Annotated in this window: 17 protein-coding genes; 7 read left to right on the top strand and 10 right to left on the bottom strand. The window is 67.3% G+C overall.

From position 1 onward, the window contains the following. Window positions 1-12: 12 nt before the first annotated feature. Window positions 13-936 (bottom strand): glutamine-hydrolyzing GMP synthase, encoded by a 924-nt coding sequence (gene guaA, locus GT355_RS09900; protein ID WP_120074097.1) that lies wholly within the window; start codon window positions 934-936, stop codon window positions 13-15. Beyond that, window positions 936-2,573, bottom strand: a complete 1,638-nt coding sequence (locus GT355_RS09895; protein ID WP_160134487.1) for a CTP synthase — start codon at window positions 2,571-2,573, stop codon at window positions 936-938. The genes guaA and GT355_RS09895 overlap by 1 nt, the downstream gene beginning before the upstream one ends. 27 nt (window positions 2,574-2,600) lie before the next feature. Between GT355_RS09895 and GT355_RS09890 the strand changes: the two genes are divergently transcribed. Both GT355_RS09890 and GT355_RS09885 read left to right on the top strand, forming a co-directional pair. Beyond that, on the top strand, window positions 2,601-3,413 hold the full coding sequence (locus tag GT355_RS09890; protein ID WP_240145771.1) for an AzlC family ABC transporter permease: 813 nt from the start codon (window positions 2,601-2,603) through the stop codon (window positions 3,411-3,413). Then, window positions 3,410-3,754, top strand: coding sequence for an AzlD domain-containing protein (locus tag GT355_RS09885; RefSeq protein WP_160134486.1), 345 nt, complete (start codon window positions 3,410-3,412; stop codon window positions 3,752-3,754). The genes GT355_RS09890 and GT355_RS09885 overlap by 4 nt, the downstream gene beginning before the upstream one ends. Before the next feature lie 41 nt (window positions 3,755-3,795). Here the strand turns inward: GT355_RS09885 and GT355_RS09880 are convergent, their stop codons facing one another. After that, window positions 3,796-5,055 (bottom strand): MFS transporter, encoded by a 1,260-nt coding sequence (locus tag GT355_RS09880; RefSeq protein WP_160134485.1) that lies wholly within the window; start codon window positions 5,053-5,055, stop codon window positions 3,796-3,798. 119 nt (window positions 5,056-5,174) lie between these two features. Here GT355_RS09880 and GT355_RS09875 point away from each other — a divergent pair, with 119 nt between their 5' ends. Both GT355_RS09875 and GT355_RS09870 read left to right on the top strand, forming a co-directional pair. Continuing rightward, complete coding sequence (locus GT355_RS09875) at window positions 5,175-6,167, top strand: ABC transporter ATP-binding protein (protein WP_160134484.1); 993 nt, start codon at window positions 5,175-5,177, stop codon at window positions 6,165-6,167. Then, entirely contained in the window at window positions 6,164-6,952 is a 789-nt protein-coding gene (locus GT355_RS09870; protein ID WP_160134483.1) for an ABC transporter permease, read from the top strand. The genes GT355_RS09875 and GT355_RS09870 overlap by 4 nt, the downstream gene beginning before the upstream one ends. Before the next feature lie 14 nt (window positions 6,953-6,966). Here GT355_RS09870 and GT355_RS09865 read toward each other — a convergent pair whose 3' ends face one another. Then, a complete protein-coding gene (locus GT355_RS09865) occupies window positions 6,967-7,566 on the bottom strand; it encodes an alpha/beta hydrolase (RefSeq protein ID WP_160134482.1) in 600 nt (199 codons plus the stop codon). A 55-nt stretch (window positions 7,567-7,621) separates the two neighbouring features. On the opposite strand from GT355_RS09865, the gene GT355_RS09860 reads away from it, so the two are divergent. Next, window positions 7,622-8,470 carry a PspA/IM30 family protein gene (locus tag GT355_RS09860; protein ID WP_160134481.1) on the top strand — a complete coding sequence of 283 codons (849 nt, stop codon included), beginning with the start codon at window positions 7,622-7,624 and terminating at the stop codon, window positions 8,468-8,470. Window positions 8,471-8,513: 43 nt separating this feature from the next. Here the strand turns inward: GT355_RS09860 and GT355_RS09855 are convergent, their stop codons facing one another. From GT355_RS09855 to GT355_RS09845, 3 genes are all read right to left on the bottom strand, one after another. Further along, window positions 8,514-9,239 carry a class I SAM-dependent methyltransferase gene (locus GT355_RS09855; protein WP_160134480.1) on the bottom strand — a complete coding sequence of 242 codons (726 nt, stop codon included), beginning with the start codon at window positions 9,237-9,239 and terminating at the stop codon, window positions 8,514-8,516. 49 nt (window positions 9,240-9,288) lie between these two features. Next, window positions 9,289-9,615, bottom strand: coding sequence for a cupin domain-containing protein (locus tag GT355_RS09850; RefSeq protein ID WP_205250439.1), 327 nt, complete (start codon window positions 9,613-9,615; stop codon window positions 9,289-9,291). 413 nt (window positions 9,616-10,028) lie between these two features. Next, the gene (locus GT355_RS09845; protein ID WP_120074113.1) at window positions 10,029-10,523 is read right to left on the bottom strand and encodes a deoxyuridine 5'-triphosphate nucleotidohydrolase; all 495 of its coding nucleotides are present in this window, start codon (window positions 10,521-10,523) and stop codon (window positions 10,029-10,031) included. 139 nt (window positions 10,524-10,662) lie between these two features. Here GT355_RS09845 and GT355_RS09840 point away from each other — a divergent pair, with 139 nt between their 5' ends. Beyond that, a complete protein-coding gene (locus tag GT355_RS09840) occupies window positions 10,663-12,624 on the top strand; it encodes an aconitate hydratase (RefSeq protein WP_120074115.1) in 1,962 nt (653 codons plus the stop codon). A gap of 150 nt (window positions 12,625-12,774) precedes the next feature. Here GT355_RS09840 and GT355_RS09835 read toward each other — a convergent pair whose 3' ends face one another. From GT355_RS09835 to GT355_RS09825, 3 genes are all read right to left on the bottom strand, one after another. Beyond that, complete coding sequence (locus tag GT355_RS09835; RefSeq protein WP_160134479.1) at window positions 12,775-13,647, bottom strand: DUF7847 domain-containing protein; 873 nt, start codon at window positions 13,645-13,647, stop codon at window positions 12,775-12,777. A 77-nt stretch (window positions 13,648-13,724) separates the two neighbouring features. Then, window positions 13,725-14,018, bottom strand: coding sequence for a hypothetical protein (locus GT355_RS09830; protein WP_120072058.1), 294 nt, complete (start codon window positions 14,016-14,018; stop codon window positions 13,725-13,727). 23 nt (window positions 14,019-14,041) lie between these two features. Then, window positions 14,042-14,650 carry a DUF6663 family protein gene (locus tag GT355_RS09825; RefSeq protein WP_160134478.1) on the bottom strand — a complete coding sequence of 203 codons (609 nt, stop codon included), beginning with the start codon at window positions 14,648-14,650 and terminating at the stop codon, window positions 14,042-14,044. 74 nt (window positions 14,651-14,724) lie between these two features. Here GT355_RS09825 and GT355_RS09820 point away from each other — a divergent pair, with 74 nt between their 5' ends. After that, window positions 14,725-15,642, top strand: a complete 918-nt coding sequence (locus GT355_RS09820) for a cobalamin-binding protein (RefSeq protein WP_160134477.1) — start codon at window positions 14,725-14,727, stop codon at window positions 15,640-15,642. Window positions 15,643-15,747 lie beyond the last annotated feature (105 nt).

The following is a 15,747-nucleotide window of genomic DNA, read 5'->3' as shown; positions in this document are numbered from 1 at the left end:
GAAACACCCACATCACTCATACTCGATGGTCGCGGGCGGTTTATGGGTCACGTCGTAGACGACACGCGAGACGTTGTCGAGCGATCCCGTGATCCGGCTCTGGAGGCGCTGGAGGGTGTCCCAGTCGACTTCGAGGGCGCGCGCGGTCATGCCGTCCCGACTCTCGACCGCCCGCACGGAGACTACCCAGCCGTGGACCCGGTTGTCCCCCTTCACGCCCGTGGCCTTCCCGATGACCGCCGCGAGCGCCTGCCAGGGCTCGTAGTCGGCGTTTTCCAACTCCTCCTCGACGGCCTGGGTCGCCTCGCGCGCGACGTGGAGCTTTTCTTCGGTGACCTCGCCGAGCACCCGCACCGCGAGACCGGGACCCGGGAACGGCATCCGCTCGGCCACGAGGTCGTCGAGGCCGAGTTCGCGGGCGACCTCGCGGACCTCGTCCTTGTAGAGGTCGCGAACGGGTTCGACGATCCCCTCGAAGTCGACTCTGTCGGGGAGCCCGCCGACGTTGTGGTGGGACTTGATGTTGCCCTCCGACTCGATCCGGTCGGGGTAGATGGTGCCCTGGACGAGGTAGTCGGCGTCCGTCTCGCGCGCCTCGGTTTCGAGTTCGCGGATGAATCGCTCGCCGACGACGTGCCGTTTCTCCTCCGGGTCCGTCACGCCCGCGAGCGCGTCGAGGAACCGTTCCTGGGCGTGGACGACCTGGAGACTCTCCATGTAGGAGAAGGTCTCCTCGACCTGTTCGGTCTCGCCCTTTCGCATCAGGCCGGTGTCGACGTAGACGGGGGTCAGTCGGTCGCCGAGCGCCTCGTAGGCCAGCGCCGCCGCCACGGACGAGTCCACACCGCCGGAGAGCGCGATCACCGCGCTCGCGTCGCCGACGTCGGCCTCGATCCCCGCGACCGCCTCGTCGATGAACTCTTCGGGGTCGACCATCAGACCTCGACCTCGGTGGTCTCGGTCGGTTCCTTCTCGATGGCGGCGTCGAGCAACCCGACGAACGGCGGGCTCGCCCGACCCGGTCGCGACCGGAACTCGGGGTGGAACTGGGTACCGAAGAAGAACGGGTGGTCGTCGAGTTCGAGGACCTCCATCCGGTTGTTCGCCCGGCCCGAGAAGCGGAGTCCCTCCGCCTCCAGGTCGTCGATGTACTCGGGGTTGACCTCGTAGCGGTGGCGGTGGCGTTCGGTACACGATTCCCCATATAACTCGGCCGCGAGCGTTCCCGGCTGGATCTCGGTCGCGTGAGCCCCGAGGCGCATGGTGCCTCCGAGGTCCTCGACGTCGTACTGTTCGGGCAGCAACCCGATGACGGGATGGGGGGTCTCGGGGACCATCTCGGTCGAGTGGGCTCCTTCCAGCCCGAGGACGTTTCTGGCGTACTCGATCACGGCCATCTGGAAGCCGAGACAGAGCCCGAGGTAGGGCACCTCGTTCTCGCGGGCGTATCGCGCGGCGTCGATCTTCTCGCGCGTGCCGCGCGTGCCGAACCCGCCGGGGACCACGATGGCGTCGGCCTCCCGAACCCGGCGCTGGTGGGTGTTCGCCATCTCCTCGGCGTCGACCCAGAGCACCTCGACCTCGACGCCGTGCTCGAGACCCGCGTGCTTCAGCGCCTCGTGGATCGAGAGGTAGGCGTCTTCGAGCGCGTACTTCCCGACGAGCGCCACCTTCACCGTCCCGGACTTCTCGCGGGTCACGACGTCGCGCCACCAGCCCGCGCGTTCGGCGGCCGGCTGTGCCGCGTCCTCGATATCCAGGCGCTCCATGACGTGCTCGTCGAGCCCTTCCTCCTCGACGACGAGGGGGACGTGGTAGATGTCCTCGACGTCGGGGTTCGAGAAGACGGCCTCCCTCGGGACGTCACAGAACAGCGCGATCTTCTCCTTGGTGTCGGGGTCGAGTTTCTCCTCACACCGCCCGACCACGATGTCGGGCTGGAGCCCGATCGAGCGGAGCTCCTTCACGCTGTGCTGGGTGGGTTTGGTCTTCTGCTCGCCGTTCTTCGAGAAGGGAACGAGGGTGACGTGCGCCAGCAGGACGTCCTCCTCGTTCTCCTCGTGGGTGAACTGTCGGATCGCCTCGTAGTAGGGGCCGCCCTCGATATCTCCAACCGTTCCGCCGACCTCGATGAGACAGACGTCGTGGCCCGCGGCGGCCTCCCTGATGCGGCGCTTGATGTCGTCGGTGATGTGGGGGATTATCTGTACTGTTTTCCCGAGGTAGTCGCCGGCGCGCTCCTTCTCGATGACGTTCTTGTAGAGCTTGCCAGTCGTAATATTCTGGTCGAAGCTCATGTCCTCGTCGAGGAACCGTTCGTAGTTCCCGAGATCCAGGTCGACCTCGCCGCCGTCGTTGAGGACGTATACCTCGCCGTGCTGGTAGGGGTTCATCGTGCCCGCGTCGACGTTGAGATAGGGGTCGATCTTGACGGCCGTGACGTCGAAACCGGCGTTCTCGAGGAGGCGGCCCGTGCTCGCCGCGGTGATTCCCTTCCCGAGGCCGCTCATCACGCCCCCGGTGACGAAAACGAATTTGGGTCCCCCGTCGGGACTCGCGGAGTTTGTCGGCATAGCAACGGTCTGCAACCGGAGGACAAAATGGTTTCGGAGGTCCAGTCCATCCATGACACGTCTCACGCACGGGTGCTGGACGGGATGAGCGCCCGACACGATCTCGTCGCCGGCGCGAAGGCCACCGCCCCGCTCCTCCTCGGGGTCCTCCCGTTCGGGCTGATCGTCGGGGTGACCGCCTCGAACGTCGGCCTCTCGCCCGTCGAGATGGTCGGGATGTCGGTTCTCGTCTTCGCGGGCGCGGCCCAGCTCGCGGCCATCGACCTCATGGGGCAGGGCGCGCCCGTCGCGGTGGTGGTCATGACGGCCGTCGTCATGAACGTCCGGCACACCATGTACAGCGCGTCGATCGCGCCGTACTTCCGGCGGCTCAGCGGCCCCGCCAAGTGGGTCAGCGCGTACTTCCTCAACGACGAGACCTACGCGGTCGCCATCACCGAGTTCCGGAACTCGGGGCCCGACGTCCAGCATCACAAGCGGTTCTACCTCGGCTCCGGGGTCGCGATGCTGACGACCTGGGTCGTGAGCACCGCGCTCGGGATAGTCCTCGGAGCGAACCTCCCCGCGGGGCTCTCCCTGGAGTTCGCCATCCCGCTCACCTACCTGGCGCTGCTGTTCACGACGCTCGACGACCGCTCGACCGTGGTCGCCGCGCTCGTCGCGGCCGGCGTGAGCCTCGTCGCCGCCGTCCTGCCGTTCAACCTGAGCCTCGTCGCGGCGGCGCTCGTCGGGATCGCCGCCGGCGTGGCGGTCGAAGTCCACCGGGGGACCTTCCCGACGGTCGACCGGGAACCGCGGTCGGACGGCGGGGCGGACACGACGAACGAGGGGTCGGGATGACGGCCGAATACACCACGACGGCGGTCTGGCTGGTCATCGCCGTCGTCGGGGGTGCGACGTACCTGTTCCGGCTCTCCTTCCTCCCGTTGATCGGTCGGCTGGAGCGGGTACCGCCGCGGCTCACGGGCACCCTCCGGTTCATCCCGGTGACGGTGTTCGCCGCGCTCGCCGTCCCCTCGATACTCTCGCTTTCGGCCGCACCGACGCCACACCTCGTCTACGAACCGGCGAAGCTCCTCGCGGCCGGGGTCGCCGTGGTGGTTGCGTGGCGAACGAAGAACATGTTCGCGACCATCGGTATCGGGATGGTCGTGCTCTGGACCGTGCAGCTGCTGCTCTGAGCTTCGCTCACCGAACCAGGTCCAACGGGCTATCGGGGTGGCTACCACTCGGTGAGCGCGCCGCGGCCGTGGGCACGCACGAGAGCGTACAGGAAGCTGAGGGAGCCGCTGACGGCGACCAGCCCGCCGAGGTAGAACACCCACGCCATCCCGACCGAACTCATCAGCCAGCCGCCGACGACGGGGGCGAGCAGGCTGCCGGGTCGCCAGACGAGGTCGCGGATCCCGAAGCTCGCGGCCACGCCACTTTCGTCGTCGTCGCTCCCCTCGTCGGCGAACAGCGCCATGCTCGCAGGTTCGCGGAAGGCCTCGGTGACGCCGAGCAGGGCGTTGAGTACGAGCAGCGGTACGAACGCGGCGGAGACGTAGCCGACCGCAGGGATCGCATCGGGGAGGCCGAGCGCCGTCCCGACGGCGGGGGTGAAGGGCACGGCGAGCGCGACGATCCCGTACGTCCCGCCGCCGACGAAGACGAACAGCGCGCGGCCGTAGCGGTCCGAGAGCGATCCTATCGTGGGCTGGAGCACGAGGTTCGCGAGCTTCTCGGCGGTGATCACGAGCGTGACGGCGATCGGGACCATCTCGAGGCCGCCCCGGGCGGCCACCACGCCTGCAAAGAGCGGCACCCACGTCCGGACGAGGGTGACGGCGACCGAGTACTGCGCCCGGAAGACGCTGAGGGTGCGGATGCGGCGGTTGAACGCGAGGCCGGTGAAGGGGATCCCACGAATCGTGGTCTCGTCGGGTTCGAGCACGAGGACGACCGCGAGGAAGGTGACGACGTAGAGCGCGACGAGGGGCCAGAAGACGAGCGCGAAGCCGGAGTGTTGGTAGACTACGCCGGCGGTGAGGCTCCCCGCGATGGCGGCGGCGAAGCGTGCGGCGTTCGACTTCCCGATGACGTTCGCGCGGGTCTCCTTGCTGGCGAGTTCGCCGACGAATGCCAACGTCAGGAGACCGATCCCGACCACCACGATACCCTGGAGCGCGCGGATGCCGACGAGGGTCGCCGGCGAGACGACCTGTGTGAACAGCGCGTAGACCACGGCCCCGACGGCGAGACAGCCGCCGAGCACGACGCGTTTGTCGTAGCGGTCGCCGGCCCACGCCAGCGGCACGACCGCGAGGAACTGGGCGGCGGTGAAGCCCGAGTAGAACAGCCCGGTCGTCAGCCCCGAGGCGTGGAGCCGGTTGACGTAGTAGGGGAGGAGCACGATGAGCGTCGAGTAGCCGAAGCGCCCCGCGAACCGAACGAGATAGAGCGCGAAAAACTGGCTTCGACGGTCGGTTGCGGTGGACACTGCGCCCCGTTGTCGAAGCCCCGAAAAGCACGTTTCGCTTTGCGTCCGCCCCGACCTGCGCCCGGCTCGATTCGCCGAGGTCAACACCCTTAATCGCCTCCCACGCCTCCGTTCGCGTAGTGTCACTCGCCATCTCGACGACCGACCTCACGAAGAACTACGGCGACGTGCAGGCGCTCGACGGCCTCTCGCTCGACATCGAGCAGGGCGAGTTCTTCGGGCTGCTCGGCCCGAACGGCGCGGGCAAGACAACCTTCATCAACATCCTCGTCGGGCTGGTCTCGAAGTCCGGCGGCGAGGCGCTGGTGTTCGGCAACGACGTCGAGGCCGACTACCGCGAGGTCCGCTCGCGGATCGGCCTCGCCCCCCAGGAGTTCAACGTCGACCGGTTCTTCCCGGTTCGCGAGGTCCTGCTCCACCAGGCGGGCTATCACGGCGTCGATGGGGAAGAAGCCCGCCGCCGGGCGGACGAGGCGCTCAAAACGGTCGGTATCTACGAGAAGCGAAACTCCAGATTCGACTGGCTCTCCGGCGGGATGAAGCGCCGGTTCATGCTCGCCCGCGCGCTGGTCTCGGACCCGGACCTCCTGATCCTCGACGAACCCACCGCGGGCGTCGACGTCGAACTCCGCCACGACCTCTGGGAGATCATCACCGACCTCAACGAGGACGGATTGACGGTGCTCCTGACGACCCACTACATCGAGGAGGCCGAACAGCTCTGCGACGAGGTCGCCATCATGGACCAGGGCCAAAAGGTCACGGTCGCGAGCCCGGCCGACCTGATGGCGAAAGGCGACGACACCGTCCGCCTCCGGCTCCGCGACCCGCCGACCTCGACCCCGGCCGTCACGGACGACCGCGTCACCGACGTCGACCTCGACGGCGACCTCCTCACCGTCTCGGCCGCTTCGGGTGGCGAAGTCACCCCGGCGCTCGTCCGTGACCTCGACCGCCAGGGCCACACCGTGGTCGACGTCGACATCTCGCGGACGTCGCTCGAAGAGGTGTTCATCTCGCTGACGAGCCACGACGAGGAACCGGCGACCGGCGACCTCGACGATCCCGAACGTGACGCCGAGGCCGCCGCCCCACCGGGGGCCTCGCAGTGAGCGTGGTCTCGACGGGCGCGCGAACCCTGCTCCGCCGCGAGGTGCTCCGGTACGTCCGGCGGCCGTGGAACACGTTTCTCCCTCCTGTCATCACCAACGCGCTCTACTTCGTGGTTTTCGGGGTGATCCTCGGCGGGCGGATCAACGCGACCGGCGGGACGCCCTACATCCTGTTCATCCTCCCGGGGCTCGTCGTGCTCGGCGCGACCAGCGACGCCTTCCAGAACGCCTCCTTCACCATCTTCCACGGTCGCTGGAACGCCTACATCCACGAGGTCCAGACCGCGCCGCTCTCGTACGTCGAGATGGTCGGCTCGTACATCTCGGCGAGCGCGCTCCGCGGGATCGTGATCGCGGCGCTCGTCACGCTCGTCGGCGTGGTCTTCACGAACCTCGACCCCGGCGTGCCGCCGGTGGGCACGGCCCACCCGGTCTACACCGTGGGCTTCGTGCTCGTGATCACGGTGCTCTTCGCGGCCTTCGGGGTCCTGGGCGGGCTCTGGGCCGAGGACTTCGACTACCTCACGGTGATGAACCAGTTCATCATCCGGCCGCTGGTGTTCTTCGGGGCGGTCTTCTATCCGCTCTCGGCGCTGCCCCCCATCTGGCAGACCGTCTCGCTCCTCAACCCGATGGTCTACATGGTCGACGGCCTCCGCTACGGCTTCCTCGGGACCGCCGACATCGACCCGACGGTCTCGCTCGTCGTCCTCGCCGTCGCGGCGGCGGTGATGGTCGGGGTCGACGTCCTGCTGTTCAAACGCGGCTACGGGCTGACGGACTGAGGCGGGAAACGGGCTCAGTTCCCCTCGAAGAACGCCACGACCCGCACCGCGACCTTCTCCGCCTGCCCGAGGAAGAAGTGGTCGGCCGAGAGCCCCTCGACGGCGATATCGAGGTCGCGGGCGCGCTCGACCACGGGCTCCCAGTCGGCGGTCGTATCGCGTTCGGCGTAGAGAACTTTCACTCGATCGTCGATCCCGTCGAGCGCGGCCACCGCGTCGCTTTCGCCCTCGCCACGGTCGGGCGCGAGCGCACACACGCCCCAGAGGCCCTCGATATCGCTCGCGGCGCACAGCGCCATCGTCGCGCCGAAGCTGAACCCGAAGAGTCCAACCTGATCCGCGCGCTCGCGCGCCCACTCGACGGCGCTTTTGGCGTCTTCCTGCTCGCCGCGGCCCTCGTCCCACGCTCCGTAGTCGAACCGGAGGCAGGCGATCCCCGCCTCGCAGAGCGCGTCGCTCACGGCGGTGAGCCGCTGGTCCGAGCGGGTGCCGCCGTCCTGCGGGTGGGGTGGACACGCCACGACGAGTCGCTCGAAGCGGTCGTTCTTGTTCACGTCCTCGGGGGTGTCGAGCGTTCCGCGGACGTCGCGCCCGCCGGGAATAACCACGGTCATCGGCCTCGTCTGCGAACGGGCGGTGTTTTAAGATGGCGGGACGCTAGGGGCCGGTATGGGCATCCTTTCACGCGCGTCGTACGTGGTTCGGTCGCGGCTCAACGCGATCCTCAACAACGCCGAGGACCCGAGCGAGGCACTGGATTACTCCTACGAACAGCTCCGCGACCAGCTACAGGACGTGAAAGGCGGGATCGCGGACCTCACCACCCAGAAGAAACGCCTCGAGATCCAGAAACGACGGCTGGAGGAGAACGTCGACAAGCACAACGAGCAGGCCCGCGAGGCGGTGCGCCAGGACCGCGACGACCTCGCGCGGCAGGCCCTCGAAAAGAAGAAACAGAAGATGACTCAGATCGAGGATCTGGAGAGCCAGATCGCCGACCTCCAGAACACCCAGGACCAGCTGGTCGAGAAGAAGAACACCCTCCAGGGTCGGATCGAGGAGTTCCGGACCCAGAAGGAGACCATGAAGGCGCGCTACGAGGCCGCCGAGGCGAGCACGCGTGTCTCCGAAGCGATGACCGGGGCGGGCGACGAGATGGAGGACGTCGGCCGTTCGATCGAACGCGCAAACGAACGCACCGAGGACATGGAGGCCCGCGCCGAGGCGATGGACGAACTCGAGGAGTCGGGGGCCTTCGAGGACGCGCTCTCGGACAAGGACAGCATCGACCGCGAGCTCGAATCGCTCGGCACCGACAGCGAGGTCGAGGCCGAACTCGAAACCCTCCGGGGCGAGATGGGTGGCGGTGGGTCGTCGAGTACGTCCACGGAAACCGAAACGGAGACCGCCGAGACGACCGACACGGACGACGGCGGTTCGAGTGCGGGCAGCGACGAACCCGCCGACCCCGAGGTCGAAGCCGAACTCGAAGAGCTCCAGAACGAGGACTCGAACTAGGCCGCGAACGACGGGCGCTCGACTGGGTGGGGGACGCCCGTGCTTAGCGCTTCTTCGCGACGACGGCGACCGCGTTCATATGCTGTTCGTACTGGTCGAACACCGACCGCATCTTTCTGACCCGTCTCCGCCCCGAGGGCTTCGCGAGCAGATTGAACCCGAACCGCATCGTTCGGCGGAGCCCCTCGTCGTCGATCATCCGCCGCGGGTCGAGCAGCGCCATCGGGGCACGGCCCTGCCAGACGACCTCGAACCCCGCCGTTTCGAGGTGATCAACCCACTCCGACTCGGTTAGCGGCCGCGCGTTGACCTTCAGGACATGCGAGAGGTCCTCCCGAATTCGGGATTTCGACTCGTCGTCGATGTCGTCGGGTATCAGTCCGAGTTCGTGGATGCCGTACGTGCCACCCGGTCGGAGGAGACGTTCGGCCTCGTTGACGATGCTCGCTTTCCCCCTCTCGGGCTGCATCGTCAGCAGTGCCTCGCCGTAGACCACGTCCGCGCACGCCGAGTCGAGCGTCGTGGCACCCGCGTTTCCGACGACGATCTCGCAGTCGGGACGGTCGAGTTCGGTCGCCAGTGCGTTCGCCGCCTCCCGGTCGAGTTCGACGCCCGTGTACGACCCTGGTTCGTGGTCGAGCGCGAGCCGCGCGGTGAACCCCGTTCCTGGGGCGAACTCGACCACGTCGTCGCCGGGAGTGATGTCGAGTGCGTCGACGAGTTCAAGCGTCAGCTCCCGACCGCCCGGCCGGAGCACGCGTTTGCCCATCTCGGCGAGGACCCAGTGGGCGGGTGGTTTTCGAGCGATTTCCGGGCCATCAGGCTCCCCCCGATACCGACGTCAGGATCACTAGCGCGGTGCTCGCCTCGACCGCCACGGGCGAGAACTCTCGCTCCCCGTCGAATCGCGCGACACGCCCGGCGGGCAGCTCGTACGTCTCCGACCCAACGTGTAGTTCGAACTCGCCGTCGAGAACCACGAAGAGCACCGTTCGCGCGGCGTGGCGATGCGGCTCGATGCGCTCGCCAGCGTCGAGATGGAGGTGATTTACCCGCGGCTCCCCGTTCTCGAAGAGCGGGACGAACGATTCAGCGCCGAGTCCAGTGAAGTCGGCGATCTCCGCCATCCGTTGGGTCCCCGTCATCGGTCACTCCGTGTGTCACGCGCCGACCGCGCTTCGGTTTCGACATCGGTTCGGTCACGCTGCTCGGACGCTTCACGAACGCTCCGTGGTCCCCGTCGACCGCGGTATTGACGGTCGACCGCCGCCACGTCGGGGGCCGGTCGGTTGCTGTGTCTCATCTGCCTTCGGCAGTTCGTCCCCCACGCCTATAATTTTAGGTATGCCTAAAACACGGCTCGCTGTCGATGCACGCGAGACGCACGAACGATCCGCCTCGATGCAGACCAATCGTGGTTCGCTGTCGCGGGAGTCGGTGACAGTACTCGCGAAACAGTCGACCAGGGCCGTGACGTGGTCTCGTCCGATGATCCGTCTCCCCGATCAAATGCTGCTCCGCGTCCGCACACGACCACGACGCTCGTTTTCCTGACCGTTCACTCGACGTTCTCGCCCTGATAGCTCCCGTCGTAGACATCGTCGTGGTCGGCCTCACAGAGGACGAGCTGTGCGACCCGCGCACCGCGTTCGATCTCGATGTCGTGGTGGACCTGGAGCAGCCCCTCGCCGCGGCCCTCGTAGCCCGCGTCCCAGACCGCGGTGTTCAGCATACACGAGTTGCGCAGCAGCGACGAGCGCGGATAGACGAACCCCACGTGACCCTCGGGGATCCGGACGATCTCGGTGTAGCGGGCGACGTAGCCCCCCGGCGGGAGGTAGTAGGGGTCGGTGGTGTCGCTCTCGCCGAACCCCTCGACGACGTGTTCGCGGCGACGGTGGCGCACGCCGACTTCCTTGCTCTCGATACCGATCCGGCCGGGTTCGCGCTGTTCGAAGACGGCTTCGAGCGTGAGGTCCACCCCGTTGGGCTGGACCTGTTCGTCGGTGACGGGCGTGACGTGCTCGGCGACGAACGCACCGCTTTTGTACATACCACACCGTCCCTATCGGCATACAAAGCCGTACCGGAGTCCCCGGAATCGAGCGGAGCGGCAAGACTTGCGATGTATGGCGGTCTTTCGTGCGAAACGCACGGGATTTATACCGATGGGTAGCGGATAGGTACGTGCTATGGGAAAAACGCTAACGGAGAAGATCCTCTCCGACCACCTCGTCGAAGGTGAACTCGAAACCGGCGAGGAGATCGGGATCGAGATCGACCAGGTCCTGACTCAGGACACGACGGGGACGCTCGTCTGGCTCCAGTTCGAGGCGCTCGGCCTCGACGAGGTCCAGACCGAGCTCGCTGCGCAGTACTGCGACCATCAGACCTACCAGTTCGACTTCAAGAACTCCGACGACCACCGCTTCCTCCGGTCGGCGGCGGGCACGTTCGGCGCGCACTTCTCGCGCCCGGGCAACGGTATCTGCCACCAGGTCCACAAGGAGCGCTTCGCCGCACCGGGCAAGACGATGCTCGGCTCGGACAGCCACACCCCGACTCCTGGTGGGATGGGCGAACTCGCCATCGGTTCGGGCGGTCTCGACGTCGCCGTCGCGATGGGCGGCGGGCCGTACTACATCGAGATGCCGGAAGTCGTCAGCGTCCGTCTCGAAGGCGAACTCCCCGAGTGGGCCACCGCCAAGGACGTCATCCTCCACCTCCTCGGCGAGCTCTCGGTGAAGGGCGGCGTCGGCAAGGTGCTCGAATACACCGGCCCCGGCATCGAGAGCCTCTCCGTGCCCGAGCGGACCACCATCACCAACATGGGGACCGAGCTCGGCGCGACCACCTCGATCTTCCCGACCGACGACAACACCAAGGAGTTCCTCTCGCGGCTCGAACGCGAGGACGAGTACGTCGACCTGAGCGCCGACGACGACGCCGAGTACGCCGACGAGATCGTGGTGAACCTCGACGAGCTCGAACCCCTGATCGCCACGCCGTCGATGCCCGACAACGTCGTCCCCGTGAGCGAGGTCGCCGGGACGGACGTCGACCAGGTCATGATCGGCTCCTGTACCAACGGTGCCTACGAGGACATCCTCCCGGCCGCGAAGATGCTCGAAGGCCAGCAGGTCGACAAGCGCACGGACATGATCATCGCGCCCGGCTCGAAGCAGTCCTCCGAGCTCCTCGCCCGCGAGGGCTGGACGGCCGAGCTGATGGCCGCCGGCGTCAACTTCTCCGAGGCGACGTGTGGGGCCTGCATCGGCATCGGCCACGTGCCGGCTTCGGACTCCGTTTCGCTCCGGACCTTCAACCGCAACTTCGAGGGCCGCTCGGGTATCGAGGACGACTCGGTCTACCTCTGCTCGCCCGAGGTCGCCACCGCCGCGGCGATCACCGGCGAGATCACCGACCCGCGCGACCTCGACGACATCGAGGACCCCGGCTTCGAGATGGCCGACGTCTACGACGGCTCGACCGCCGACCTCATCTCGCCGGACAACGCGGTCGACGACGGGCTCGTGAAGGGCCCGAACATCGGCGACGTGCCCCTGAAGGACCCGCTCGAATCCGACCTCGGCGGGCCGGCACTGCTGAAGATGCAGGACAACATCACGACCGACCACATCATCCCCGCGACCCAGGACATCCTGATGTACCGGTCGAACATCCCGAAGCTCTCGGAGTTCACCCTCTCGCGAGTCGACGAGGAGTTCGCCCAGCGCGCGCTCGACTCCGACGGTGGTTTCCTCGTGGCCGGCGAGAACTACGGTCAGGGGAGTTCGCGTGAGCACGCGGCGCTCTGCCCGATGTACCTCGGCGTCGAAGGGGTGCTCGCCCAGAGCTTCGCGCGGATCCACAAGGCGAACCTCTTCAACTTCGGCCTCCTGCCGCTGGAGATCGACGAGGACACGTATGAGAAAATCGACCAGGGCGACGACATCGAGATCGTCGACGACGTCGACGAGGCCGTCCGCTCCGGCGAGACCGAGTTCACGATCCGCGTGAACGACGACTGGGAAGCCACGGGCACCCTCAAGGCCTCCGACCGCGAGCGCGAGATCCTCGCCGACGGCGGCAAGCTGCCCCACACCAAGGCCCAGCAGGAAGGGAGCTCGGGCGCGGCCCCCGCCGACGACTGATCGCCTAACCGAACTTCGAATTCTTTAGCGAACCGCGGTACCGACGGTACTCGAATCGAGTCAGTCCAACGGTCCGTTTCTCGTGACCCCCACGTCGACGACTCGCCATTCGGTTCGTCTCGACGCTCTTCCGACCGGAGTGCTCGTGACTCAGGCGGTGGGTTCGGGTCGTCCCTCGGTTCTGTCGGTGTAGTAGGCCACGTAGTAGGTTCGCAGGAACGCACCGATCAGGAGCGACAGTACCCCCGAGGCGATGAAGAACACGAGGCCACCGGAGGGCGACGTCCCGAGAAACCCGTTCGTGGCGGCGGTCGCCGGGGCGTCCGAGACGGCGACGTGGGTAACGACGTAGTAGACGATCGGGATGACGGAAACGAGGTTGACGAGCAGAGCGATGACGTTGTAGCCGAGGGTCTTCGCGAAGTTCTCCCGAACCAGCCCCGCGCTCCGTCGGAACGAGTCCGTGACGCCGGCGTCGTCGACGACGATCGCCGCCCGGTAGAACTGGAGGAAGAACGGCACCAGCAGGAGTCCGACGATGAGGAGCGCCGAGATGCCGGTGAAGACGAGTCCCGCACCGAGTCCCATCCCGCCCGCGAGCCCACCGCCGCCACCCATGCCACCTATCGCGAACCCAGTGACGAGCGCGACCAGGAGCGAGACGATGAGATAGACGATGATGGCCGCGATGAATATCACGAACATGAGGACGTTCGCGAGCAGGAGCCCGACGTAGTTCTCCCGGCCTTCGCTGAGGAACGTCCCGAAGCCCGTGTGACCGACCACGCCTTCGTGCGCCATCCCGATGATCCCGCCCTCGATGAACGGGTAGACGAAGACCGTGACGACGAGCGAGATTGCCGTGCCGAGCAGGCCGGAAACGAGGGGGTCGTTCGGCATGGGGAGGAACTGGACGACGGTCGAGAGCAGACTGACCGCCACGACGACGACCATCGCCGCGAAGATGATCGGATTCCGACGCAGTGCCGCACCGGCGCTCGAAACCGCGGAGATCGCGCCCATAGAAATTTCCACACCCAAACCTCAAATAAATTCGTCCATTTCCGTCACGAATTTTCCGACCGCGGTCCGCCCTGCTCTCACTCGTCCGTGCGTTCGCTGTAGGCGGCGTACCGGAGGAGGTTGAGGCTCCAGTCGGCGGGGAGTTCGGAGACGAGGTCGTTGATCCCGGTCTGCTCGTACTCGCCGTCGAGCACCGCCGCGATGTGGTCGGCGGCCTTGCCGTAGGCGACGCTTTTCCCCTCCCGCTCGGCCGCCTCGCGGTCGGTGAGGTCGTCGGCGTGTTCGATCGCGTCGAGCTTGTGCATCCCGCTCAGCACGCGGAGCCGCAGCCGAACGTTCTCCAGGTCCGTGCGGTCTGCCTCGTCGAGCATACCGCGCCTTTCACCGGCCCGTCCTATAAACCGTGCGTCGTTCGGGCGGCCCCAGCGTAGGTCTCGCGGATGGTCTCGGCGAGCGGTCCCGTCCGGTCGATCGCGAGCGCGACGAGGACGAACGGTTCGTCCGCCGGTCGGATGACGAAGCCCGCGAACGGCGGCTCCGCGCCCTCCGCGAGCCGGTCGATCAGCGGTTCGAGCGGGGTGACGCCGTCCCGGAACTCGGTGAAGAGGTCGCGTTCGCCCGACTGCTTCGCGAAGGTGTAGACCACCCCGTTCGGTTCGCCGTCGGTGTCCCTGGTCACCCGGGAGTTCATCGCCCGTCCCTCGCGCTCGGCCTCGTTCCACGTCTCGCGTGCGGCCTCGAAGATCCCCGTCGCGCCGTCGACGAACTCGACGGTGGTTTCGGTCTCGGTCTCGACGGCCGCGAACCGCGGGCCGTCCGCCCAGACGATCTCGGCCGCGATCCGGTTGCCGGCTTCGAGTTCCGCCACCCGCTCCGCGAGGTCGCCCTCGTAGCCGGTCGAGGGGACGTACGTCGGATCCTGGCTCTCGACGTCGAGCAGGAGGAGTTCGTCGGGGTCGCGTGGGCTCCGGAGGACGCGATAGGTCCCGGCGGTCGTCTGCATGGTCGGTCTTGCGCCGTCGCGGTGAAAACCCGTTCGACCACGAAGGCTTTGGCTTCGCCGCCCCATCTCGACCCATGCGCGTCGTCTCGCTGCTCCCGTCGGCGACCGAGATCGTCTCCGCGCTCGGGGTCGAACCCGTCGGGGTCTCCCACGAGTGCGACTACCCACCGGCGGTGACCGAGAAACCCGCCGTCAACCGCTCGCGAGTGGATGCCGAGGCGTCGAGCGCCGAGATCGATAGCCAGGTCCTCGAAGCCGAGGAGGGCGAGGGGGTCTACGACATCGACCTCGCGACCCTCGACCGGCTCGACCCCGACCTCGTGGTCTCCCAGGGGATCTGTGACGTCTGTGCCGTGGATTCGGTGCTCGTGCGGGAGGCCATCGACCGGTTGGACCTCGACTGTGAGGTGCTCACGACCGACCCGCACTCCATCGACGACGTGCTCGGCGACATCCGACGCGTAGGACGGGCCGTGGGACGAGAGGAGCGTGCGGAGGAACTCGTTGCGGCCCTCGAAGCCCGCGTCGCGGCGGTCGAGGCGGCGACGGGATCCGTCGAGCGCCGCCCGCGCGTGACGGTGCTCGACTGGACCGATCCCGTGATGACCGCCGGTCACTGGGTCCCCGAGATGGTCGAGCTCGCGGGTGGGTCCGAGGGCTTCACCGAACCCGGCGGTGCCTCGCGCCCGCGCGAGTGGGACGCGATCCGCGAGTACGACCCCGAGGTGCTCGTGGTCGCCCCCTGCGGCTTCGACCTCGACCAGACCGCCGAGAACCTCGCGGACCTCACCGAGCGCGAGGGCTGGCACGACCTCACCGCCGTCCGGGAGGGCCGCGCCTACGCGCTCGATGGCCACCGGTTCATGAACCGCCCCGGGCCGCGGCTCGTCGATTCGCTCGAACACCTCGCGGGGCTGGTCCAGCCCGAACTGTTCGACGCGCCGCCGTCGGACGTCGCCCGGTCTTTGCAGGCGACACCGATCGAACCATGACTGGATCCCGACCACCCACTCGAAATCGGATCGGAGACTGGTGGGTCACGAGCCACGACGCGGATGCCGACGAGCGGATCGAATGGAGTCGTGCTGCCAACCACC

Origin of the sequence: Halococcus salsus, assembly GCF_009900715.1 — an archaeon.
Taxonomy (GTDB): domain Archaea; phylum Halobacteriota; class Halobacteria; order Halobacteriales; family Halococcaceae; genus Halococcus; species Halococcus salsus.
This window is presented reverse-complemented; position numbering and strand designations above follow the sequence as displayed.